The sequence below is a fragment of the Streptomyces sp. NPDC019443 genome (genome assembly GCF_044389785.1).
Taxonomy (GTDB): domain Bacteria; phylum Actinomycetota; class Actinomycetes; order Streptomycetales; family Streptomycetaceae; genus Streptomyces.
Genome location: NZ_JBIRYJ010000005.1, coordinates 358682 through 381967, shown reverse-complemented (window position 1 = coordinate 381967; position 23286 = coordinate 358682). Strand labels below are relative to the sequence as shown.

Annotated in this window: 20 protein-coding genes, 1 tRNA gene and 1 pseudogene; 9 read left to right on the top strand and 13 right to left on the bottom strand. The window is 69.8% G+C overall.

Annotated features, from left to right (window positions below):
* The first annotated feature begins 48 nt into the window (after positions 1-48).
* The 4 genes from ACH492_RS19080 to ACH492_RS19065 are packed head-to-tail and all read left to right on the top strand — an operon-like array spanning position 49 to position 4441.
* Entirely contained in the window at positions 49-978 is a 930-nt protein-coding gene (locus ACH492_RS19080; RefSeq protein ID WP_307664129.1) for a branched-chain amino acid ABC transporter permease, read from the top strand.
* 5 nt (positions 979-983) lie between these two features.
* Positions 984-2810 carry a branched-chain amino acid ABC transporter permease gene (locus ACH492_RS19075; protein WP_398987982.1) on the top strand — a complete coding sequence of 609 codons (1827 nt, stop codon included), beginning with the start codon at positions 984-986 and terminating at the stop codon, positions 2808-2810.
* Between the two features lie 3 nt (positions 2811-2813).
* Entirely contained in the window at positions 2814-3725 is a 912-nt protein-coding gene (locus ACH492_RS19070) for an ABC transporter ATP-binding protein (protein WP_398987980.1), read from the top strand.
* Positions 3725-4441, top strand: coding sequence for an ABC transporter ATP-binding protein (locus tag ACH492_RS19065; protein WP_398987978.1), 717 nt, complete (start codon positions 3725-3727; stop codon positions 4439-4441). The genes ACH492_RS19070 and ACH492_RS19065 overlap by 1 nt, the downstream gene beginning before the upstream one ends.
* Before the next feature lie 60 nt (positions 4442-4501).
* Here ACH492_RS19065 and ACH492_RS19060 read toward each other — a convergent pair whose 3' ends face one another.
* On the bottom strand, positions 4502-5155 hold the full coding sequence (locus tag ACH492_RS19060; RefSeq protein WP_398987976.1) for an ANTAR domain-containing response regulator: 654 nt from the start codon (positions 5153-5155) through the stop codon (positions 4502-4504).
* Between the two features lie 98 nt (positions 5156-5253).
* On the opposite strand from ACH492_RS19060, the gene ACH492_RS19055 reads away from it, so the two are divergent.
* A tRNA-Leu gene (locus tag ACH492_RS19055) sits at positions 5254-5328 on the top strand.
* A gap of 109 nt (positions 5329-5437) precedes the next feature.
* Positions 5438-6220, top strand: a complete 783-nt coding sequence (locus ACH492_RS19050) for a transcriptional regulator (RefSeq protein WP_398987974.1) — start codon at positions 5438-5440, stop codon at positions 6218-6220.
* A gap of 30 nt (positions 6221-6250) precedes the next feature.
* Here ACH492_RS19050 and pyk read toward each other — a convergent pair whose 3' ends face one another.
* Positions 6251-7684, bottom strand: coding sequence for a pyruvate kinase (pyk, locus tag ACH492_RS19045; protein WP_398987972.1), 1434 nt, complete (start codon positions 7682-7684; stop codon positions 6251-6253).
* Between the two features lie 189 nt (positions 7685-7873).
* Positions 7874-8587 carry an SIMPL domain-containing protein gene (locus tag ACH492_RS19040; RefSeq protein WP_398987970.1) on the bottom strand — a complete coding sequence of 238 codons (714 nt, stop codon included), beginning with the start codon at positions 8585-8587 and terminating at the stop codon, positions 7874-7876.
* Between the two features lie 170 nt (positions 8588-8757).
* On the opposite strand from ACH492_RS19040, the gene ACH492_RS19035 reads away from it, so the two are divergent.
* Positions 8758-10557, top strand: a complete 1800-nt coding sequence (locus tag ACH492_RS19035; protein WP_398987968.1) for a bifunctional metallophosphatase/5'-nucleotidase — start codon at positions 8758-8760, stop codon at positions 10555-10557.
* Here ACH492_RS19035 and ACH492_RS19030 read toward each other — a convergent pair whose 3' ends face one another.
* The 6 genes and pseudogenes from ACH492_RS19030 to ACH492_RS19005 all read right to left on the bottom strand — a co-directional run bounded on the left by ACH492_RS19030 (position 10558) and on the right by ACH492_RS19005 (position 17735).
* Positions 10558-11991, bottom strand: a complete 1434-nt coding sequence (locus ACH492_RS19030; RefSeq protein WP_398987966.1) for a lysine N(6)-hydroxylase/L-ornithine N(5)-oxygenase family protein — start codon at positions 11989-11991, stop codon at positions 10558-10560.
* Positions 11988-13400 (bottom strand): pyridoxal phosphate-dependent decarboxylase family protein, encoded by a 1413-nt coding sequence (locus tag ACH492_RS19025; protein ID WP_398987964.1) that lies wholly within the window; start codon positions 13398-13400, stop codon positions 11988-11990. The genes ACH492_RS19030 and ACH492_RS19025 overlap by 4 nt, the downstream gene beginning before the upstream one ends.
* A gap of 321 nt (positions 13401-13721) precedes the next feature.
* Entirely contained in the window at positions 13722-16250 is a 2529-nt protein-coding gene (gene pepN, locus ACH492_RS19020; protein WP_398987962.1) for an aminopeptidase N, read from the bottom strand.
* Positions 16251-16343: 93 nt separating this feature from the next.
* Positions 16344-16778, bottom strand: coding sequence for a chorismate mutase (locus ACH492_RS19015; RefSeq protein ID WP_398987960.1), 435 nt, complete (start codon positions 16776-16778; stop codon positions 16344-16346).
* A 36-nt stretch (positions 16779-16814) separates the two neighbouring features.
* Positions 16815-16913 (bottom strand): annotated as a pseudogene (locus ACH492_RS19010) (AraC family transcriptional regulator); the annotation flags it as partial.
* Between the two features lie 63 nt (positions 16914-16976).
* Positions 16977-17735: a trypsin-like serine protease gene (locus ACH492_RS19005; RefSeq protein ID WP_307664115.1), complete on the bottom strand. Its 759-nt coding sequence runs from the start codon at positions 17733-17735 to the stop codon at positions 16977-16979.
* 253 nt (positions 17736-17988) lie between these two features.
* On the opposite strand from ACH492_RS19005, the gene ACH492_RS19000 reads away from it, so the two are divergent.
* Positions 17989-18897 carry a hypothetical protein gene (locus tag ACH492_RS19000; RefSeq protein WP_398987958.1) on the top strand — a complete coding sequence of 303 codons (909 nt, stop codon included), beginning with the start codon at positions 17989-17991 and terminating at the stop codon, positions 18895-18897.
* Positions 18898-18939: 42 nt separating this feature from the next.
* The gene (locus tag ACH492_RS18995) at positions 18940-20526 is read left to right on the top strand and encodes an ankyrin repeat domain-containing protein (RefSeq protein WP_398987956.1); all 1587 of its coding nucleotides are present in this window, start codon (positions 18940-18942) and stop codon (positions 20524-20526) included.
* 64 nt (positions 20527-20590) lie between these two features.
* Here the strand turns inward: ACH492_RS18995 and ACH492_RS18990 are convergent, their stop codons facing one another.
* The 4 genes from ACH492_RS18990 to ACH492_RS18975 form a co-directional block, all read right to left on the bottom strand.
* A complete protein-coding gene (locus ACH492_RS18990) occupies positions 20591-20977 on the bottom strand; it encodes a barstar family protein (protein ID WP_398987954.1) in 387 nt (128 codons plus the stop codon).
* An 18-nt stretch (positions 20978-20995) separates the two neighbouring features.
* Positions 20996-21385, bottom strand: coding sequence for a ribonuclease domain-containing protein (locus ACH492_RS18985; protein WP_398987952.1), 390 nt, complete (start codon positions 21383-21385; stop codon positions 20996-20998).
* A 115-nt stretch (positions 21386-21500) separates the two neighbouring features.
* Positions 21501-22472, bottom strand: a complete 972-nt coding sequence (locus ACH492_RS18980) for an SDR family oxidoreductase (RefSeq protein WP_398987950.1) — start codon at positions 22470-22472, stop codon at positions 21501-21503.
* Between the two features lies 1 nt (position 22473).
* Complete coding sequence (locus ACH492_RS18975; protein ID WP_398987948.1) at positions 22474-23238, bottom strand: SDR family oxidoreductase; 765 nt, start codon at positions 23236-23238, stop codon at positions 22474-22476.
* Between the last annotated feature and the right edge of the window lie 48 nt (positions 23239-23286).

Genomic DNA, 23286 nt, shown 5'->3' with positions numbered 1-23286 from the left:
AGCGCCCCGCGCGGTGTCATATCCGTCGAAAGACTCGGAGGACCTGCGGTGCACGAACTGCCGCAACAGCTGGTCAACGGCCTGCTACTGGGATCCATGTACGGGCTCGTCGCCATCGGCTACACGATGGTTTATGGCATTGTCCAGCTCATCAACTTCGCCCATGGCGAGATCTTCATGACCGGAGGGTTCGGGGCCCTCACGGTCTGGCTCATCCTTCCCACCGGCACCACCATGTGGCTGGCCCTGCCACTCATGCTGGTCGGCGCGATCATCGTCGCCACCACCATCGCGGTCGGCGCGGAACGCTTCGCGTACCGGCCACTGCGCACCGCACCCCGCCTCGCCCCACTCATCACCGCCATCGGCCTCTCCCTGGCCCTGCAGCAGGCGGTGTGGGCCTGGTACCCCGAGGCGAAGTCCTCCCGCACCTTCCCCGAAATCCCCGGTGGCCCCTTCCACCTCGGCAGCGTCACCATCCAGACCGGTGACATCTTCCTGCTGATCGCCGCTCCCATCTGTATGGCGATCCTCGCGTTCTTCGTCATGAAGACCCGCACCGGACGCGGTATGCAGGCCACCGCCCAGGACCCGGACACGGCCAAGCTCATGGGCATCAACACCGACCGCATCATCGTGGTCGCGTTCGCCCTCGGCGCCGCGTTCGCCGCCGTCGGAGCCGTCGCATACGGCCTCAAGTACGGCGAAGTGAACTTCCGCATGGGCTTCATCCTCGGCCTCAAGGCGTTCACCGCAGCCGTCCTCGGCGGCATCGGCAACATCTACGGCGCCATGCTGGGCGGTCTCGCCCTGGGCATCGCCGAAACCATGGCCACGGCCTACATCAACGACATCCCCGGCATGCAGCAGCTCGGCGGCCAGTCCTGGGCCGACGTCTGGGCCTTCGTACTTCTCATCGTCGTGCTCCTCGTCAGGCCACAGGGCCTCCTCGGCGAGCGCGTCGCGGACAGGGCGTGACACCGATGACGACACAGACTCCCACCGCGGAAACCCCGCGGACCTCGGCCGACAGCGCTCAGACGGGCCTCATTTCCCTCCCGCCGAACATCGCGCGCGCCGTCGCGACCGGAGGCGGCGCACTCACCGTCATCTCCGCGTTCCTCGCCTGGACCTGGACGGCCGCCTTCCCCGGCGACCTCACCGTCTACGGCTACCCCGGCGGGCTCCAGTGGCTCGTCCTCATCGCGGGCGTCCTGACCACCCTGTTCGGACTCTCCTCGTACGGCGTCAAGGGCCTCAGGTGGCTCGCTCCCGCCGGTGCCGACAGCTCCATCAGGCTCTCCGCGCTCGGCGCCTTCGCCACCACCTGGTTCACCCTGATCGCCATCAGCTACGAGCTCGGCGGCCTCGCCAACCTCGAGCCCGGTGGGTACGTCGCGGGAATCGCCACCCTGGTCGCCCTCGTCGGCGCCCTCGGACTGCCCTTCGAGCGCCCCGCGCCCGACCCGGCAGACCCCGAGGACACCGGCTGGGACCAGTTCAAGCACAACGCCCGCGGCTCCTTCACCACGTTCAAGGCGGCCTTCGCCAGCGGCACCGCGGCACCCGCCCGCAAGCTGCCCTCCTACGTCGAGATCCTGATCATCGTCGCGGCGCTCAGCTTCGGCCTGGTCGTCTTCACGTACGGCATCGGCACCGAGTACGACGAGCTCTTCATCGGCTTCCTCATCACCGCCGGTTTCGGGTTCGCCGCGCTCTTCAAGTCCGGCCTGGTCGGACGGGTGTCGGCGATCACCGCCAAGCACCGCAATGTGACGATGGCCGGCGCGTTCGCCGCCGCCGCGGCCTTCCCCTTCACCCAGTCCGACGACCAGTACGCGACCATCGGCGTCTACATCCTGATCTTCGCCACCGTCGCCCTCGGTCTGAACATCGTCGTCGGCCTCGCCGGACTCCTCGACCTCGGTTACGTCGCCTTCCTCGGCGTCGGCGCGTACGCCGCGGCCATGGTCTCCGGATCGCCGTCCTCGCCGTTCGACATCCACCTCCCCTTCTGGGGGGCGGTCCTCGTCGGCGCCACCGCGTCCATGGTCTTCGGCGTCCTGATCGGCGCCCCGACCCTGCGACTGCGCGGCGACTACCTCGCGATCGTGACGCTCGGCTTCGGTGAGATCTTCCGGATCACCGTCAACAACCTTGACGGCACCTCCGGCCCCGACATCACCAACGGGTCCAACGGCATCTCGTCGATCCCGAACCTGCAGATGTTCGGCTTCGACTTCGGACTCGAGCACAGCATCTTCGGCATCACCATCGGCCGGTTCGCGAACTACTTCTTCCTGATGCTGCTGATCACCCTGATCGTCGTGGTGGTCTTCCGCCGCAGCGGAGACTCCCGCATCGGCCGCGCCTGGATCGCGATCCGCGAGGACGAGACCGCGGCGCTCGCCATGGGCATCAACGGCTTCCGGGTCAAGCTCATCGCGTTCGCTCTCGGTGCGACCCTGGCCGGCCTCGCCGGTACGGTCCAGGCCCACGTCACCTACACCGTGACGCCGGAGCAGTACCAGTTCGCCCACGTCGTCCCGCCGAACTCGGCCTTCCTGCTGGCCGCGGTCGTCCTCGGCGGCATGGGCACCATCAGCGGACCGCTCGTCGGCGCCGCGCTGCTCTACCTGATCCCGGCCAAGCTGCAGTTCCTCGGCGACTACCAGCTCCTCGCCTTCGGCCTCGCGCTCGTACTGCTGATGCGCTTCAGGCCCGAGGGACTCATCCCCAACCGGCGCCGCCAGCTCGAGTTCCACGAATCCGCGGAAGCGCCCGCAGTCCTCAGCAAGACAGGGGCCTGATCCATGACCACCGACACCACCACGAAGGGCACCGCCCCGGCCACCGCGCCCGGCGAGACGGTCCTCGACGCCCGCGGCGTCACCATGCGGTTCGGCGGCCTCACCGCCGTACGCTCGGTCGACCTCACCGTCAACAGCGGCGAGATCGTCGGCCTCATCGGCCCCAACGGTGCGGGGAAGACCACCTTCTTCAACTGCCTCACCGGTCTCTACATCCCCACCGAGGGCGAGGTCCGCTACAAGGGCACCGTCCTCCCCGCCAAGTCCTTCAAGGTCACGGCGGCGGGCGTCGCGCGAACCTTCCAGAACATCCGCCTCTTCGGCAACATGACTGTCCTGGAAAATGTGCTCGTCGGCCGCCACACCCGTACCAACGAAGGCCTCTGGTCCGCCCTCCTGCGCGGCCCCGGCTTCCACAAGGCCGAAGCCAAATCCCGGGCACGGGCCATGGAACTCCTCGAGTTCATCGGCCTCGCGGACAAGGCGGAACACCTCTCCCGCAACCTCCCCTACGGCGAGCAGCGCAAGCTCGAAATCGCGCGCGCACTGGCCAGCGACCCCGGCCTGCTCCTCCTCGACGAGCCGACGGCCGGAATGAACCCGCAGGAGACGCGGGCCACTGAAGAGCTCGTCTTCGCCATCCGGGACATGGGCATCGCCGTCCTCGTCATCGAGCACGACATGCGCTTCATCTTCAACCTGTGCGACCGCGTGGCGGTTCTCGTCCAGGGCGAGAAGCTCGTCGAAGGCGACAGCGAGACCGTCCAGGGCGACGAGCGCGTCATCGCCGCCTACCTCGGCGAGCCCTTCGAAGGCGCCCCCGGCGACCAAGAAGTGGCCGAAGTGGAAGCGGCCGAAACCGGCGCAGCGGGGTCCACCGGACCCGCCGAGTCCGCCAGCAAGGAGAACGACTGATGACCGCACTTCTCGAAGTCGAGGACCTGCGCGTCGCCTACGGCAAGATCGAGGCCGTCAAGGGCATCTCGTTCAGCGTCGAAGCCGGCGAGGTCGTCACCCTCATCGGCACCAACGGCGCCGGCAAGACGACCACGCTGCGCACCCTCTCAGGCCTTCTCAAGCCTGTCGGCGGCCAGATCAAGTTCAACGGCAAGTCGTTGAAGAAGACCCCGGCCCACCAGATCGTCTCGCTCGGTCTCGCCCACTCCCCCGAGGGGCGGCACATCTTCCCGCGCATGACGATCGAGGACAACCTGCGGCTCGGCGCCTTCCTCCGCAGCGACAAGGCCGGAATCGAGAGGGACATCCAGCGCGCCTACGACCTCTTCCCCATCCTGGGTGAGCGGCGCAAGCAGGCCGCAGGCACGCTCTCCGGTGGCGAGCAGCAGATGCTCGCCATGGGCCGTGCGCTGATGTCCCAGCCCAAGCTGCTCATGCTCGACGAGCCCTCCATGGGTCTCTCCCCGATCATGATGCAGAAGATCATGGCGACGATCGTCGAGCTCAAGGCCCAGGGCACCACCATTCTGCTCGTCGAGCAGAACGCCCAGGCCGCGCTGTCGCTCGCTGACCAGGGCCATGTCATGGAGATCGGCAATATCGTGCTCTCCGGCACGGGCCAGGACCTGCTCCACGACGACTCGGTCCGCAAGGCCTACCTCGGCGAGGACTGAGCCGTACGCATACGGAGAGGCCCGCACCCCGAGCTCGGGGTGCGGGCCTCTCCGTATGCCCTACTGGTCCTTCGCGGCCTTCTTCTCCTCGGCGTCCTCGATGACCGCCTCGGCGACCTGCTGCATCGACAGCCGCCGGTCCATCGACGTCTTCTGGATCCAGCGGAACGCGGCCGGCTCCGTCAGCCCGTACTGCGTCTGCAGAACGCTCTTGGCACGGTCCACGAGCTTGCGCGTCTCCAGCCGCTGCGAAAGGTCGGCGACCTCCTGCTCCAGCGCCTTCAGCTCGGTGAACCGGGACACCGCCATCTCGATGGCGGGCACCACATCACTCTTGCTGAACGGCTTCACCAGATACGCCATGGCCCCGGCGTCCCGGGCCCGCTCGACGAGATCGCGCTGCGAGAACGCGGTGAGCATCAGGACGGGGGCGATGGACTCCTCGGCGATCTTCTCGGCCGCGGAGATCCCGTCCAGGACGGGCATCTTCACATCCAGAATCACCAGATCGGGCCGGTGCTCCCGGGCCAGCTCGATGGCCCGCTGCCCGTCTCCGGCCTCGCCGACGACCGCGTAGCCCTCTTCCTCCAGCATCTCTTTGAGGTCGAGACGGATGAGGGCCTCGTCCTCGGCGATCACGACGCGGGTCGTCAGCGGAGGGACATGCGACTTGTTGTCGTCGTCGACGGGCTGGGGCGAGTCGGGGGCGGTCACGGGAGCTCCTCGTTCAGGGCAGGCACAGCTCCCAAGAGCCTACCCAGCTGCGGTAAGGTGGTGCTGCAGCAGGTCGGGGGCAACCTTTGATTCTGCGAGCCCCGGTAGCCCAATTGGCAGCAGGCAATGGATTCAAAACCCATACAGTGTCGGTTCGAGTCCGACCCGGGGCACTTTTCCTTCTGTTCCAAGGTCACGTCGGATTAGTTGAAGTTCACGTGAACGTGTGATCGTGTCACCGTTCCGCCCCGGGGCCCTGAAGATCCAGCAAGGCTCGTTCGCATGTACGACCTGGATACGCGCAAGCGAGCCCTGGCGCTCGTCGCCCATGGGCGCAGCCTGAACTCGGTAAGCAGGCAGACCGGCATATCGCGCGCCGCGATCCGCGAGTGGCGGACGCGAATCGATCCCCTGCCGCGCATGCTCAGCCAATCCGCCCCCTGCCCGAGATGCCTTCCCGCTCCAGGAGTCCCCGCTGATGCCGCCGCATACTCCTACCTCCTGGGCCTCTACCTCGGAGACGGCTGCATCAGCGCGCAGCCGCGCGGCGGCTACCAGTTGCGCATCGCGTGCGCCGAAGCATGGCCTGGACTGATCGACCGTTGCCGCGCCGCGATCTCGGCCGTCCGCCCCGAGGACCGCGTCTACGCCCTGCAGCGACAGGGCTGCGTGACGGTCACCAGCTACGGCCGCCATTGGCCGTGGCTCTTTCCCCAACACGGGCCCGGCAAGAAACACGAGCGGCATATCGCCCTCGAAAGCTGGCAGCAACAGATCATCGACGCTCACCAATGGGATTTCATCCGGGGACTGATCCACTCCGACGGCTGTCGGATCACCAACTGGACCGAGAAGACCATCGGCGGGGAACGAAAGCGCTATGAGTACCCGCGATACTTCTTCACCAATACGTCCATCGACATCATCAAGCTCTTCACCAACGCGCTCGACATCGTGGGCGTCGAGTGGAAGTCGGCCCGCACGGGCCGAGCAGCCCAGAACATCTCCGTCGCCAGGCGCGCGTCCGTCGCCCTCATGGACCTGCACGTCGGGCCGAAGTACTGACCACCCCGGCCGGACAGGCGTACCCGACGCCTACTTGGGGCAGTCGTCCTCGCCGATGTGGTGGACGCGCACCAGGTTCGTCGAGCCCGGGACGCCGGGCGGCGAGCCCGCTGTGATCACGACGATGTCACCCTTCTCGCAGCGGCCGATCTTCAGCAGCTCCTCGTCGACCTGAGCGACCATCGCGTCCGTGGAGTCGACACGCGGGCCGAGGAAGGTCTCCACGCCCCAGGTGAGATTGAGCTGGGAGCGGGTGGCCGCGTCCGGGGTGAAGGCAAGCAGCGGGATCGGTGAGCGGTAGCGGGAGAGGCGCCTGACCGTGTCGCCGGACTGGGTGAAGGCGACCAGGAACTTCGCGCCCAGGAAGTCGCCCATCTCCGCGGCCGCGCGGGCCACGGCGCCCCCCTGGGTGCGGGGCTTGTTGCGCTCGGTCAGCGGGGGCAGGCCCTTGGCGAGGACGTCTTCCTCGGCCGCCTCGACGATGCGGCTCATCGTCCTCACCGTCTCGACGGGGTACTTGCCGACGCTGGTCTCGCCGGAGAGCATCACGGCGTCGGTGCCGTCGATGACGGCGTTGGCGACGTCGGACGCCTCGGCGCGCGTGGGGCGGGAGTTGTCGATCATCGAGTCGAGCATCTGGGTGGCGACGATGACCGGCTTGGCGTTGCGCTTGGCGAGCTTGATCGCGCGCTTCTGGACGATCGGTACCTGCTCCAGTGGCATTTCGACGCCGAGGTCGCCGCGGGCGACCATGATGCCGTCGAAGGCGGCCACGATGTCGTCGATGTTCTCGACGGCCTGCGGCTTCTCCACCTTTGCGATGACGGGGAGGCGGCGGCCCTCCTCCTCCATGATCCGGTGGACGTCGTCGATGTCGCGTCCGCTGCGTACGAAGGAGAGCGCGATGATGTCGGCCCCGATGCGCAGCGCCCAGCGGAGGTCCTCGATGTCCTTCTCCGAGAGGGCGGGGACGGAGACCGCGACACCGGGGAGGTTGAGGCCCTTGTGGTCGGAGACCATGCCGCCTTCGACGACGGTGGTGTGGACCCGGGGGCCGTCCACCGCGGTCACTTCGAGGGCGACCTTGCCGTCGTCGACGAGGATGCGCTCACCGGTGGTGACATCGCCCGCGAGGCCCTGGTAGGTGGTGCCGCAGGTGTGTCGGTCGCCTTCCGTCTCCTCGACGGTGATGGTGAATTCATCGCCGCGTTCAAGCAGTACGGGGCCTTCACGGAAGCGTCCGAGGCGAATCTTCGGACCTTGAAGGTCGGTGAGGACGCCGACGCTGCGGCCTGTTTCGTCGGATGCTTTGCGTACGCGCTGATAGCGCTCCTCGTGCTCGGCGTAGGTGCCGTGGCTGAGGTTGAAGCGGGCGACGTCCATTCCGGCTTCGACCAGTGCCTTGATCTGGTCGTATGAGTCGGTGGCGGGCCCCAGGGTGCAGACGATCTTTGCTCGGCGCATGCTTCGAGCCTAGGGCTTACCGGCGGGTAGAGAATTGGTCGCGCATGACTACTCAACAACCTTTACATGAAGGGTTATTGACAAGTGTTGAATTGTGCGCAGCGGTGCTCTGATGAGCATTCATGACAAGTATGCGCGCAGCACCCAGAGCCGGTCCGTAACCCAGTGTGATCACGGGGACCTCGGTCGCTAAAGCTGCGGGGGCGTCATCGTGAAGCGCGCGTTCACCTGCGCGTAGACCGTCTGGCGTTGCGGCTCCAGATCGAGGGCCGGGGCCGTCTCGGCGCCCTCGGCGGAGCCGTACGCGGCCATGCGCATGCCGCCGGTAGCGGGCGGCATGCCGTAGGGGACGGCGTTCTCCGCGCCCAGGTCGGCCAGCTCGACCAGGGCGGACAGCCGCGCCCCCAGTGCCTCGGCGTACTCACGGGCGCGCTGGACCGCCTCCCGCACCGCCTGGCGGCGGGCCTCGCCATGGGCCGGGGAGTCGGGGCGCAGTGACCACCAGGGACCGTCGACCCGGGTCAGCTCCAGGTCCGCGAGCCGGGTGGTGAGCTCTCCGAGCGCTGTGAAGTCGGCGAGCTCGGCGGTGATGTGGACCCGGCCGTGGTAGGCGCGGACCCGTTCGCCCCTGCCGTGGCGGCCCAGTTCGGGGCTGATGGAGAACGCGCCGGTCTCCAGCTTCTCCACCGATTCGCCGTACGACTTGATCAGGTCCAGGACCGCGGAGTTGCGGCGGGTGAGGTCTTCCAGCGCGCTGCGCCGGTCCGTGCCGCGTGCGCTGACCGCGACGCCGATCCTGGCGATCTCCGGGTCGAACTCCAGGCGCGCCTCGCCGCGCACGGCGACGCGCGGCGTCTCGGGGGTGCCGTACGGCGCGGCGGTGTTGGGTGCGTCGGTGGTCACGGGAAGCTCCCTCGTACGTCCTCAAACAGTCGTCATGGACACTCTCGCACCCGCCGACGACAACTGGCAGACACCAGATCGAAACCCGCGAGGGGTGTTGCCGCGCGATGCTTCTGAGCCAGAATCTACGCGCGTTGTGCAGCTGACCGATGGACATCGAGGGAGACGAAATGCCGCTGAACCGAAGGACGTTCCTGGAGCGTTCGGCCGCCGCGGGGGCGGGGGTGGCCGTCGCCGGCGCCGCCGCGCCCGCCGCGGCGGCACAGGGCCAGAGCCACGGACGTCCGCCGAAGCGGTACTCCTTCACCGTCATGGGCACCACCGATCTGCACGGCAATGTCTTCAACTGGGACTACTTCACGGACAAGGAGTTCGACGACAAGGCACACAACGACGTGGGCCTGGCGAAGATCTCGACGCTTGTCGATCAGGTGCGGAAGGAGAAGGGGCGGCGCAACACCCTTCTCATCGACGCTGGTGACACCATCCAGGGCACCCAGCTGTCGTACTACTACGCGAAGGTCGACCCGATCACGGCCAAGCGCGGCCCCGTGCACCCCATGGCGCAGGCCATGAACGCCATGGGCTACGACGCGGCGGCGCTCGGCAACCACGAGTTCAACTACGGCATCCCGGTGCTGCGGAAGTTCGAGGAGCAGTGCGACTTCCCGCTGCTCGGCGCGAACGCGCTGGACGCCAAGACGCTCCGTCCGGCCTTCCCGCCGTACAGCATCCACCGCCTGTGCACCCCGCACGGCCGTGACGTCAAGGTCGCGGTCCTCGGCCTGACCAACCCCGGCATCGCCATCTGGGACAAGGCCAATGTCCAGGGCAGGATGGTCTTCCCGGGTCTGGAGGAGCAGGCCGCGAAGTGGGTGCCGAAGCTGCGCTCCATGGGCGCGGACGTCGTGATCGTCTCCGCCCACTCGGGCTCCAGCGGCACTTCCTCGTACGGCGACCAGCTCCCGTACATCGAGAACGCCGCCGGTCTCGTCGCCGAGCAGGTGCCCGGCATCGACGCGATACTCGTCGGTCACGCGCACACCGAGATCGCCGAGTACTTCGTCGCCAACAAGGAGACCGGCGAGAAGGTCGTGCTCTCCGAGCCGCTCAAGTGGGGCCAGCGGCTCACCCTCTTCGACTTCGACCTGGTCTGGAACAAGGGCCGCTGGACGGTCGAGAAGGTCGGCGCGCAGGTCCTCAACTCCAACACGGCCGCCGAGGACCCGAAGATCACCCGGCTCCTTGACGACGAGCACAAGAAGGTCGTCGCGTACGTCAACCAGGTCATCGGCACCTCCGCCGCCGCGATGGCCGCGACCGAGGGCCCGTACAAGGACGTCCCGATCATCGATCTGATCAACCACGTCCAGGCGGAGACGGTGAAGGCTGCCCTGGCCGGCGGCGAGTACGCGGCGCTGCCCGTCGTCTCCCAGGCCTCCTGTTTCTCCCGGACGGCGGCGATCCCGGCCGGCCAGGTGACGATCCGCGAAGCGGCCGGCCTGTACGTCTTCGAGAACACCCTGGAGGCGCGGCTGCTGACCGGCGCCCAGCTGAAGGACTATCTGGAGTTCTCCGCGAGGTACTTCGTCCAGACGGCCCCCGGTGCTCCGGTGGACCCGGCGAAGCTCACCAACGCCGACAGCATTCCGGACTACAACTACGACGCTCTGTACGGCCTGACGTACGAGATCGACATCGCGAAGCCGGCCGGTTCGCGGATCGTGAACCTGTCCTTCGCGGGCAAGCCGATCGATCCGGCCGCTCAGTTCGTGCTGGCGGTCAACAACTACCGGGCCGGCGGCGGCGGGAACTTCCCGCACGTCGCACAGGCCAGGCAGTTGTGGGCCAATTCCGACGAGATCCGCAACACGATCATCACGTGGGCGAAGGCCAAGGGCACGATCGATCCCGCGCAGTTCGCTTCGGTGGACTGGAAGCTGACGCGGGACGGCACGCCCGTCTTCTGATCAGGAGTGTTCCATGAGCGGGCGCAGGCCCTCCGGCGTGTGTGCCGGCAGGGCCCGTTCGCGGTCCAGGCCGAAGCTGGTGAAGGCGGTGCGACGCGGAAGCGGGTAGGGCTCCTTGCCGGTGAGGGAGTTGAGGATGCTCGCGCTGCGCCAGGCGGCCAGGCCCAGGTCGGGCGCGCCGACCCCGTGCGTGTGCCGCTCCGCGTTCTGTACGTACACCGAGCCGGTCACCGAGCTGTCCAGAAGCAGCCGGAACTGGTCGTCGATGCGCGGGCGGCCGGCCGCGTCACGGGTCATGTGCGGGTCGAGGCCGGCCAGCGTCCGGTCGAGCGAGCGCTCGCGGTAGCCGGTGGCGAGGACCACGGCGTCGGTGGTGAGGCGGGAGCGGGTGCCCTGCTGGGTGTGCTCGATGTGGAGTTCGACCTTGGTGGTGGCGAGCCGGCCGGCGGTGCGGACCGAGACGCCGGGGGTGAGGACTGCGTCGGGCCAGCCGCCGTTGAGGGTGCGGCGGTAGAGCTCGTCGTGGATGGCGGCGATGGTGTCGGCGTCGATGCCCTTGTGGAGCTGCCACTGGCGTGGGACGAGGGCGTCGCGGGTCTGCTCGGGCAGCGCGTGGAAGTAGCGGGTGTAGTCGGGGGTGAAGTGCTCCAGGCCGAGCTTGGAGTACTCCATCGGCGCGAAGGCTTCGGTACGGGCCAGCCAGTGGATCTTCTCGGCGCCCGCCGGCCGGGCCCGCAGCAGGTCGAGGAAGACCTCGGCGCCCGACTGTCCGGAGCCGATGATCGTGATGTGCTCGGCGGCCAGCAGCCGTTCGCGGTTGTCGAGGTAGTCGGCGGAGTGGATGACCGGGACGGTCGGGGCGTCGGCGAGCGGCCTGAGCGGCTCGGGCATGTACGGCTCGGTGCCGATCCCGAGCGCGATGTGCCGCGTGTACGCACGCCCCAGGGCCTCCGCCTCGCCCTCGGCGTCGAGTTGCGTGAAGTCGACCTCGAACAGGGAGCGTTCGGGGTTCCAGCGCACGGCGTCGACCTGGTGGCCGAAGTGCAGGCCGGTGAGGCTGTCGCTGACCCAGCGGCAGTAGGCGTCGTACTCGGCACGCTGGATGTGGAACCGCTCGGCGAAGTAGAAGGGGAAGAGCCGGTCCCGGGAGCGCAGATAGTTGAGGAAGGACCAGGGGCTGGCGGGGTCGGCGAGCGTCACCAGGTCGGCGAGGAACGGGACTTGGAGGGTTGCGCCCTCGATCAGCAGGCCGGGGTGCCAGTGGAAGGCGGGCCGCTGCTCGTAGAAGGCGGTGGCGAGACCGCCGTGGACGCCGTCGGCGAGCGCGGCGAGGGAGAGGTTGAACGGGCCGATGCCGATACCCACGAGGTCGTGGGGCTGGGGGTCCCCCCACGCCCCCTGGGGGGAGTGTTGGGTTGCGGGCATGCCGGTCATCGTGGGGTGCCGCCTTTCACGAGTTCGGTCAGGACTTCCTGGATCAGAGCTGCCAGGTCGCCGGGGGTGGCGTGCGGGTTGAGCAGGGTCGCCTTGAGCCAGAGGCGGCCGTCGGCGCGGGCCCGGCCGAGTACGGCGCGGCCGTCGGCGAGGAGCGTGCGGCGGACGCCGGCGGTCTGCTCGTCGGTGGCCCCGGTGGGCCGGAACAGGACGGTGGAGAGTACGGGCCGCTCGTACAGGTCGAGGCGGGGGTGCTCCTCGACGAGGTCGGCGAGTTGCTGGGCGGCGGCGCAGGTGCGGTCGACGAGCGCGCCGAGGCCGGTACGGCCGAGCGCCCGGAGGGTGACGGCGATTTTGAGGATGTCGGGGCGTCGTGTCGTACGCAGGGAGCGGCCCAGCAGGTCGGGCAGGCCGGCCTCGGTGTCGTCGTCGGCGTTGAGGTAGTCGGCGGTGATGGCGAGGGGGGCGATCAGGGCCCGGTCGGGGACGGTGAGCAGGCCCGCCGCGATCGGCTGCCAGCCCAGTTTGTGCAGGTCGAGGGTTACGGATTGGGCGCGCTCCAGGCCGGCCAGCTTGCCGCGGTGCTCCGCGCTGAACAGCAGCGGTCCGCCGTAGGCGGCGTCGATGTGGAGCTCGGCGCCATGGCGCCCGCACAGGTCGGCGATCTCGGGAAGCGGGTCGATTCGCCCTGTGCCGGTTGTGCCCGCGGTGGCGGCGACGAGGAGCGGGCCGGGCAGATCCGCGAGGGCCTTGTCGAGTGCGGCGAGGTCGAGGACTCCGGAGGGGGTGGGGACGGTCACCGGCTCGGGCAGACCGAGGAGCCAGGCGGCGCGGTGTACGGAGTGATGGGCGGCGGCGCCGCAGATCACCTGGACCGCGCCGTGGCGTTCGCGGGCAAGCAGCAGGCCGAGCTGGTTGGACTCGGTGCCGCCGGTGGTGACGAGGGCGTCGGGGTCGGCCTGGTGCGGATAGACCTCGGCGGCCAGGGCGCGGCAGACCACGGCCTCCAGCTCGGACGCGGCCGGTGCCTGGTCCCAGGAGTCCATGGAGGGGTTGAGCGCGGAGGCGGCGAGATCGGCGGCGACGGCGAGCGCGAGTGGCGAGGTGTGCAGATGGGCCACGCACAGGGGGTCCGCGGGGTCGGCGGCGCCGTGCGAGAGAGTGCGGACGAGGCCGCGCAGTGCGTCTTCGGCGCCGGTGCCTCGGTCGGGGAGCACGGGCTCGGCGGCCTCGCGGACCCGCGCGGCGACGGCGTCGGGGCCGCCGGCGGGGAACGGCCCGCCGCGCGCCACCGCGCCCTCGTGGAGCGCGTCGAGCACAACGGCGAGCAGCGGCCGCAGGGCGTCGGGGCCTGCGATTCCTCCGGCGAGGGGCGGACCGGGGGGCGGGCCGGGCGGCGGCGTACTCATGCGGGGTCCTCCGGTGAGCGCGGGGTGTCACACCAGGGTGTACGGGGGACCCGGCGGGGTGCCCGCAGAGCTCAACGATCCGGACCCGAAAGTGGTACTGCGGTGGGGAAGGGGGGAGTTGGGGGGCGGGTTGTTGATATGGCGGGGCGGGTGAGCGGGGTGCGGGGCCGCTGCGCGGGGCCTGTTCCCCACCGTGACTGGGGCTCCGCCCCAGACCCCGCGCCTCAAACGCCGGCGAGGCTGAAAGTCGGGGCTCCGCCCCGGGCCCAGCGCCTCAATCGCCGGCGGGGCTGAATTTCGGGGCGGAGCCCCCGGGGGCGGCTAGCCTCCGCGGACCGTCAACGCGCGGCGCAGGTCGTCGAGTTGGTCGACCAGCTTGCGGCGCAGCGCCGGGATCAGGTCCGCGTCGCGCAGGCACTCCTCGCCCAGTCGCAGCGCCTCCGCGTCCACCGCGTGGAGCGGGAAGGCGTAGCGGCCCGCCGCCTCCGCGATGGCGGGGCCGCGGCGGGTGGCCAGGGACACCGAGTCGGAGTAGTAGCGGGGCACGTACTCCCTTACCAGATCGGCCTGTTCGGGCTGCCAGAAACCCTGGGCCGTTGCCGTGAACAGGTAGTTGGACAGCGAGTCGGTGGCGAACAGCCGCTGCCAGGCCGCCGCCTTCGCCTCCGGCGTGGGCAGGGCTGCACGGCAGCGAGCCGCGCCCTCCTGGCCGGTGGCGCTGGGGTCGCGGTGCAGTTCCGAGGCGATCGCCGCGTCGTCGATCGCGCCGAGGACTGCGAGGCGGTACAGGATGCGCCAGCGCAGTTCCGGGTCGAGCTCCGGGCCGCCGGGCACGCTGCCGTCGCCGAGCCACTCCTGGAGCGTCTCCGGCTGGGCGGCGGCGTCGATGAAGTGGCGTACGGCGGTCAGGCGCAGGCCGGGGTCGTTGCCGTCCTCGGTGCGGCGCAGCAGGTCGCGGCAGATGCCCCTGATCGCGCCGAGGGCGGCGGGCCGCTCGTCGGCGGGGAGGTAGCGGTCGGCGATCTGGCCGGCGGCGAAGGCGAGGACGCCCTGGACGACGGCGAGGTCCGACTCGCGCGGGAGGTGTGCGCGGGCGGCCTCCAGATAGGCGGTGGGGGTCATGGTCAGGGGGCCGGAGTTCGCCCCGCGGGAGACGCTGCCGCCGTCGCGGACCATGTCGCGGGCGGCGTTCCACACGACGGCGCGGGTCAGCGGGTCCGGGATGCTGGAAAGGGAGCGTACGGCCGTGTCCCAGGAGGCGGCGTCCAGGCGGACCTTGGCGTAGCTGGCGTCGCCGTCGTTGAGGACGACGAGGGCCGGGCGGCGGCCCGGGTGGGTGTCGCCGTTCCCGTTCTGCGGGACGTCCAGTTCGAGCCTGTCTCGCAGCACGAGCCGGCCGGGGTCCACCGGGTCGGCGTCGTACGCGCCGACCGCGATGCGATGCGGACGGCTGCCGTCGCGGGCGATCTGCAGCGCCCAGCTGCCGTTGGACTCGGTGATCGTCGGCGTGAGGGTGTCGACGCCGGTCGTACGCAGCCAGGACGCCGCCCAGCCGTGCACATCGCGGTCAGTGGCGTGCGCGAGGGAGTCGATGAAGTCGGCCAGTGTCGCGTTGGCGAACTTGTGCCGGGCGAAGTGGGTGTTGATCCCGGCGAGGAAGTCCTTCTCGCCCAGCCAGGTCACCAGCTGGCGCAGGGCGGACGCGCCCTTGGCGTACGAGATGCCGTCGAAGTTGAGCATCGCCGACGCGGTGTCGGGCACGGCGTCCGGGTCCGGTGCGACGGGGTGGGTGGAGGGCCGCTGGTCGGCGTCGTAGCCCCAGGACTTGCGGCCGATCGCGAAGTCCACCCAGGTGTCGGTGAAGCGGGTGGCCTCGGTGAGGGTCTGGTAGCCCATGTACTCGGCGAAGGACTCGTTCAGCCAGATGTCGTCCCACCACTTGAGCGTGACGAGGTCGCCGAACCACATGTGGGCCATCTCGTGGGCGATGACCATGGCGCGGGTCTGCCGCTCGGTGTCGGTGACCGCGGAGCGGTAGATGAACTCGTCGCGGAAAGTGACCAGGCCCGGGTTCTCCATCGCCCCGGCGTTGAACTCGGGCACGAATGCCTGGTCGTAGGAGTCGAAGGGATACGGCTCCTCGAACTTCTCGTGGTACCGGTCGTAGCACTGGCGCGTGATCTCGAGGATCTCGTCGGCGTCCGCGTCGAGGTGGGGCGCGAGCGAGCGGCGGCAGTGGATGCCGAAGGGCAGTCCGGCGTGCTCGGTTGTCACGGAGTGCCAGGGGCCCGCGGCGACGGCCACGAAGTAGGTGGCGAGCGGTGGGGTCTCCGCGCAGGTCCAGCGGCCGTCGCCGTCGGGGGTGGCGACGCCGTTGCCAAGGACGGTCCAGCCCTCGGGCGCTGTGACGGAAATTTCGAAGACGGCCTTGAGGTCGGGCTGGTCGAAGGCGGCGAAGACGCGCTGGACGTCCTCCATGAAGAGCTGGGTGTAGACGTACGTCTCGCCGTCTGTGGGGTCGGTGAAGCGGTGCATGCCTTCACCGGTGCGGGAGTAGCGCATGTCCGCCTCGACGCGCAGCTCGTGCTCCCCGGTGCTCAGGCCGGTGAGCGCGAGCCGGTTCTCGGCGAGTGACTCCGGGTCGATGGGCTGCCCGTCGAGAGTGACGGAGCGCAGCACGGCCGGCTTGAGCTCGACGAAGGTGTCCCCGGCCGCGCGCGCGGTGAACTGGATGACGGTTCGGGAGTCGAAGGTCTCTTCGCCGCCGGTGAGATCGAGCTCGACCGTGTACCGGTGGACGTCGAGGAGCTGGGCTCGGGTCTGCGCTTCGTCGCGCGTCAGTACGGACATGGGGGCCATGCTGCCCGATGGCCCCTGTCCTGCACACGGGGTATCGATTGTGCTCTCGGCGCACAGACCTGCGGCGGGGGCCTCAGACGTCGGTTATGCCTTCTGGCCGTTGTCCGGGGCGGTGTTCTGGGCCGTGTTCGGGGCCGTGTTCGGGGCCGTGTTCTGGGCCGTGTTCTGGGCCGTGTTCGGGGCCGTGTTCCGGTCGGCTGCCGGATCGGCCTTCGGGCCGGCCGCGATTGTCTCGTGGTGGCGGATGACCTCGGCGATGATGAAGTTCAGCAGCTTCTCCGCGAAGGCGGGGTCCAGCTTCGCGCTCTCCGCGAGCTGCCGCAGCCGGTCGATCTGGCGGGACTCACGGTCCGGGTCGGCGGGCGGCAGATGGTGCTGCGCCTTGAGGTGGCCGACCTGCTGTGTGCACTTGAAACGCTCGGCGAGCATATGGACGACTGCCGCGTCGATGTTGTCGATGCTCTCGCGCAGACGGTTCAGTTCGGCGCGCACGTTCTCGTCGATGTCCCTCGTGGTCATGGTCATCGAGCTTACGTCGATCAGGTTGCCCGCCGGTCACGAGGTGATCGTCGGCGGGTGTTCGGGGTCCGGGATCTGGTTGCTCCAGCCGCCCGGGACGGCGCGGCCCTGCTGCTCGCGGGAGCGGATGGGGGCCCAAAGGAGGGGCGGGTGCTGGACGGACGCGTCCAACACACCTGCCCCTCCCCCGCTCAGGTTCTAGAGGCCTGCCGCGGCGGACTTGATGGCGGCGGCGAAGGTGGACACCTCGGTGTAGACACCCGGGAGGTTGGGCCGTGCGCAGCCCTCGCCCCAGCTGACGATGCCGACCTGGATCCACGCGTTGTTGTTGTCCTTGCGGAACATCGGGCCACCCGAGTCACCCTGGCAGGTGTCGACACCGCCCTGCGGGAGACCGGCGCAGATCTCCTCGCGGGAGACGAGCTCGGGGTAGGCCTGCTTACAGCTGGCGTCGGAGACGAAGGGCACCTTGGCCTTGAGGAGGTAGCGCTGCTGAGCGCCGCCCTCGCGGGCCGCGCCCCAGCCGGCGACGTCGAACGTGCCGTTGTCGAACGCCTTCGTCTCGGCGATCTTCAGGGTGGGCAGGTTGATCGGCTTGGCGAGCTTGATCAGCGCCCAGTCCTTGCCCGTGCCGTTGTAGCCGGGGGCCTGGAGGACCTTGGTCGACTTGACCTTTATGGCGCTGGAGCTCTGCAGGTCGACGACGCCCGCGGTCGCGGTGATGCTGGTGTTGTTGCCGGAGCCGTTCACACAGTGGGCGGCGGTCAGCACGATGTCCTTGGCGTACAGCGCGCCGCCACAGCCCATGGAGAGCCGGACCATGAACGGGAATTCGCCCTGGGCGGCGCGGGTTCCGCCGACGACGGGCGGCGCGGCGGCGGAGGCCGATGTGGGCTGGAGGCTGATCGCGGCGAGGACGACGGCGCCGGCCGCCGCGCATCTCTGGAGCACACGCATAAGCTTCAACGGACTGCCTTTCGTGGGGGGTTGAGCCTTTCGCTCGCGCCGGATCCACGCAGCATCGTCCGCGCTGACATGGGCCCGACAAAGCGTGATCCGGATTATGGAGAGTGGATCACCCGTGCCACAAGGAGCAGTTTTCGGCCAGCGTCACGGCGGGATTCGCCCACCGTCACCAGCAGGGATTCGCCGCCGCTTCGCCGTAGAGTTGAGTCGGGCCGACCGTCGTGCATGGGGGTACGGGGACGTGGTGGCGAAGGACAGTGAGGTCGTACACGGCTATCCGCACCTCGACACCGTGCGGGCGGCAATCACCGCGCTGCACAGACGGCTCTCGCCCGAAGGCGTGCTCTCCTACGCGCCCAGCGTCCTGCCCGCCGATGTGGCCTTCGCCGACCATGACGATCTGCACCTGGGCGCACAGCGCGTCGCCCACGCCCTGGTCCAGCATCTGCATCTGCCCGAGGCCCGGGTGATCGTGAGCTTCCGCGAGATGCACCACGCCGCCAGCGTCGAACTCACGGCGGGCCCCGAGTACTTCATCGAGCTGAACGACCGCTTCCGCACCCACCGCAGGGACATCGGCGCCGCCCTCGCCCACGAGATCATGCATGTGCTTCTGCACAGGCTCGACCTGTCCTTCCCCGGCACCCGCGCCAACGAGATCCTCACCGACACCGCGACCACCTATCTCGGCGCGGGCTGGCTGCTGCTCGACGCGTTCCGGGAGGACAGCCTCTCCAGCCAGAAACTGGGCTACCTCACGCCCGAGGAGTTCGGTTACGTCCTCGCCAAGCGGGCGATCGCCTTCGACGAGGACCCTTCGTCCTGGTTCACCAGCCCGCAGGGCTACACCGCGTACGCAAAGGGCCGCGACCAGGCGCTGCGCGACGCCCAGCGGCCGCCGCTGACCACCGCGGGCTGGACGGGCCGCCACCGCTATGCCAAGGAACGGCGCTACGCCATGGAGAACCCGGGCCGGGCCGCCGCCCACCACCAGGACGCCGGCTCCTCCGCGTACGCCTTCGAGCACGGCCCGGACGGGCTGCGCGTCTCCTTCCCCTGCCCCACCTGTCACCAGCGCATCCGGGTGCCCGTGCGCGGACGGGTGCGGGCCCGCTGCGGGCTGTGCCGGACGATTCTCGAATGCGACACCTGATCTCGAATGCGACACCTGACCGATCTTCCGTACGCTCGAAACATGACGAAAGAGCCGGCGGCGGACGTCCGCGCGCTGTTCGAGGCGGTGCACAGCGGCGCGGACGACGCCGTCGTGGGACTGCTCCGGGCCGGGGTCCCCGCAGATGTGACCGATGAGGACGGGCAGACCCCGCTCTATCTGGCGGCGGTGAGCGACGAAGTCGGGATCGTCCGGGTGCTGCTGGCGGCGGGCGCCGATCCCGGGCACGCGAGCGGCCCCGAGGGCGGGGACCTGCCGCTGTGCGGGGCCTCGGTCGGCGGGCACACCCAGGTGGTACGGGCGCTGCTCGCCGCGGGCGCACCGCCCGACCAGCAGGAGGCATACGGCTTCACGGCGCTGCGGTGGGCGGTGACGCAGGGCCGCGCCGCGACCGCCTGGGCGCTGCTCGAGTACGGCGCCGACCCCGACCTGCCGGGCCCCGGCGGCGAGCAGCCGCTGGTGCTGGCCGCCCGCCGCGGCTCCCCGTCGACCGTACGGGCCCTGCTGCGGCACGGCGCCGCCGCGAAGGAGGCGGCACTCGCGGAGGCCCGGCAGTGGCTCGTACGGGATGTGGAGCGGGAACTGCGCGAGGGGCTGTTCCGTGCGTTCGCGAAGGACGAGGGGTGCGAGGCAGTGGCGCACCGGATCGAGGAGGACGGCGGGGTGACCGTCGTCGTCGAGCTGCTGCGGGACGGCACGCTGTTCGCGGGCAATGAGCAGCAGACCGGCCACGCGGCGATCGTGACGCTACTCGAAGGGGAGTTGGGGGTCCGGACACCGTACGCGGAGCTCGCCGAGCGGGCCCTGCGCTGCGGGGACCCTGAGCAGGACGACTGGATCGAGTCGGTGCTGGCGCTGTGGGGCCGCGGCGACGAGGAGACCTTCCAGGCGGCGTCCGCGTGGTGCGCGAGCGACGACCCGATGAGGCAGGCGTTCGCGGCGGATGTGCTGGCGCAACTGGGCTTCGCGAGCCCGGGTTCCGGTTCCGGTTCGGGGTCGGGGTCGCGTTCACGTTCGGGCTCGAAGGCTCCGGGCGAGGCGGCCGGACAGGACACCCGGCGGCCTTTCGCCGCCCGCGCGCTGCCCCTGCTGCGCGAGCTGTCCCGCGAGGCGCGGGAGCCCGAGCTGATCCAGGCGGTCGTCCTCGGGCTCGGGCACCACGGGGACGCGGCCGCGCTGCCGGAGATATTGCGGCATGCCGGCCACCCGGACGCGGAAGTGCGCAACCAGGTGGCGCTCTCGCTGTTCGGGCTTGTGCCGGGCGACCATGCGGAGGGCATCGAGGCGCTGATCGCGCTGAGCCGGGACGCGGACGCCCATGTCAGGGACTGGGCGACCACGGCGCTCGCGGGCGTGGACGCGGATACGGCCGAGATACGCGAGGCGCTGGCGGCGCGGCTCGGCGACCGCGACGCGGAGACCGCGGCGGAGGCCGCCCGGGGCCTGGCGATACGTCAGGATCCGCGGGCCGCACCGGCGTTGGCCCGGATTCTCGCGAACGAGGACCCCGACGGGTACGCCCGCGACACGGCAGCCGACGCCGTACGCCACGTACACGACGAGAAGCTCAGGCGGCGGCTCGAACAGACCGCGCCGCGCCACCGCTGACCCGACGGCGCAGCATCAGCCACCAGGGCCGGGCGCGAACAGACCTCGCCGCCGCCGACGAGGCTCAGAGGAGCCGGAGCGCGCCGGGCGCCCGCTCCTCCATGATCTCCACCAGCCAGTCGAAGACGGTCGTGCCGAGTCCGGCCTTCGCCTGTTCCAACTGCTCTTCGACGGCGGCCCTGTTCTGCGGATGGACCCGTCCGAGCCGCAGCTCCAGCTGTCGCACGGTCTCCTCCCGCCCCAGCGTCCGGCGGGAGGCTTCGTGGTCGCGCCACTCGATGGCGAAGTCGGCGTCGTCCGGCGTCCCGAAGCCGCCGCTGAGGCAGTCGGCGAAGGAGTCGAGATTGCGGCCGAAGTATCCGCCCGGCCCGTTCACGGCTTCGCCGATCACCCGCCAGAAGCTGTCCAGGCCGGTGACCTCCGCCCCGTCGATCACATAGGTCCTGGTCACGGGGCGGAGGATACCGGCTCAGCAGCCGTGGTCGACGAGGTCGAACGAGGCGTAGTGATCGGCGGTGTAGTAGTCCTCCTGGGCCGTGTCACCCGTGACGATGCGGCGGGCGCCGCGGTTGGGGGAGCCCGGAGTCTTGACGGTGTACTCGTGGTAGTACCCGGTCGAGTGCGACGGCAGGATGCCCTCGCGGTTCTGGAAGACCGTGCCGTCCTGGGGGTACGGGAACGGCCCGCCCGACTCGATCAGATCGAGCGTGTCGTGCGCCTGGGAGGGGAGGTCGGAGTAGCAGATGTCACCGACTGCGGCCGCGGTTGTGGGGGTGGCCGTGGCCTGACCGCCGATGAGGAGAGTCGAGACGAGGGCGGCGATGCCACCGAGGGTGGCGATTCGTGGGGGGATTCGCATACGCAGCATTGATGCGCGTAGAACTTGACGGGTCAATGTCAACCGAGCCGAATTTCCCGGAAGTTAACCGGGTCGCGGGCGGGCGGTGTACGACCTTCACCTGTTGTCCGCGCGGCTATCGCACCCCGTACACAGGCTGCGGCGGCTCCGCCTCGGTCAGCAGCTTCAGCGCCGCGACGCCCGCATCGGCGGGGGTCCAGCGCGCGCCCTTGTCGGCGGTGGGGCCCGGCCGCCAGCCCTCCATGACGGTGATGCGGCCGCCCTCGGCCTCGAAGACGCGACCGGTCACGCCGGCGCTGTCGGCCGAGCCGAGCCAGACGACGAGCGGCGACACGTCCTCGGGCAGGGCGGCAAGCCCGGCGAAGGCCGCCTCGGTCATACGCGTACGGGCCGCGGGCGCGATGGCGTTGACCTGGACTCCGTACCTGCTCATCTCGGCCGATGCGACCAGCGTGAGGCCGATGATCCCGGCCTTGGCGGCGGCGTAGTTGCCCTGCCCGACGCTGCCCAACAGCCCTGCGCCCGAGGTGGTGTTGACGACCCGGGCCGCCACCGGCCGTCCCGCCTTGGCCTCGGCACGCCAGTGCGCGGCGGCATGTTTGAGGGGCAGGAAGTGGCCCTTCACATGCACCCTCATCACGGCGTCCCAGTCGTCCTCGTCGAGGTTGACGAGCATGCGGTCGCGCAGAAAGCCCGCGTTGTTGACCAGGGTGTCGAGCCGTCCGTACGTCTCCAGCGCGGCGGCGACGAGAGTCGAAGCGCCATCGGTCGTGGCGATGTCGCCGCCGTGCGCCACGGCTTCGCCGCCCGCCGCTCTGATCTCGTCGACGACCCGCTGAGCGGGTCCGCCCGATCCGCCGGTCCGGTCCAGGCCCCTGTCCAGGCTCCCGCCCAAGCCCCCTTCCACGCCCCCGTCCAGGCCGACGTCCAGGTCGTTGACGACGACCTTCGCTCCCTCGGCGGCGAAGGCGAGCGCGTGGGCCCGCCCGAGACCGCGTCCGGCGCCGGTGACGATGACGACACGTCCCTCGCATATGTTCCTGCCGGGGGTCCTGGGGTTGTCCCCCGTGACAGCACTGCCGGTCATCTCACTTCTCCTTGTTGACAGTTGCGGCATCGAGGAAGACGGGGCGCTCCCCGCCCCCGTGCACGAGCAGCGAGGCTCCGCTCACATAGGCCGCGCGCCGCGAGGCGAGGAAGACGGCCGCTTCGCCGATCTCCGAGGGCTCGGCGAGCCGCCCCAGCGGCACCGTGCGGCCGACCGCCGCGATGCCCTCCTCGTCGCCGTAGTGAAGATGGGACAGTTCGGTGCGGACCATGCCGAGGACGAGCGTGTTCACGCGGACTTCCGGTGCCCACTCCACGGCCATGGAGCGGGCCAGGCTCTCAAGACCGGCCTTGGCCGCCCCGTACGCCGCCGTACCCGGCGAAGGGCGGCCGCCGCTGACGCTGCCGATCATCACGATGGACCCGCCAGACGCCCTGAGGTACTCGTGGGCGGCGAGCGAGGCGGTCAGCGGCGCGGTGAGGTTGAGCTCGATCACGCGGGCATGGCGGGCGGCGGCGTCTGCGCATTCGCCTTCGGCGAGCAGCCGGTAGGACGTCCCGCCGGCGTTGTTGACGAGGGCGTCCAGCCTCTCGTACCGCTCCACGACTCCGGCGAAGAACTCCCCCACCGCGGCCGGATCACGCAGGTCAAGCGGTACGAACTCAGCTCCGGCGACCGGGACTTCGGGCGGCCTTCGCGCACAGACCACCACCTGGGCGCCCGCCCGCAGGAACGCCCGGGCGATGCCGGCGCCGACGCCTCGCGTGCCGCCGGTGACGACGGCGACCCTCCCGTCCAGCTCCATCGGCTGCTACCTTCCTCACCTAACAAATGTTTGGTGGAAAGGTAGCTG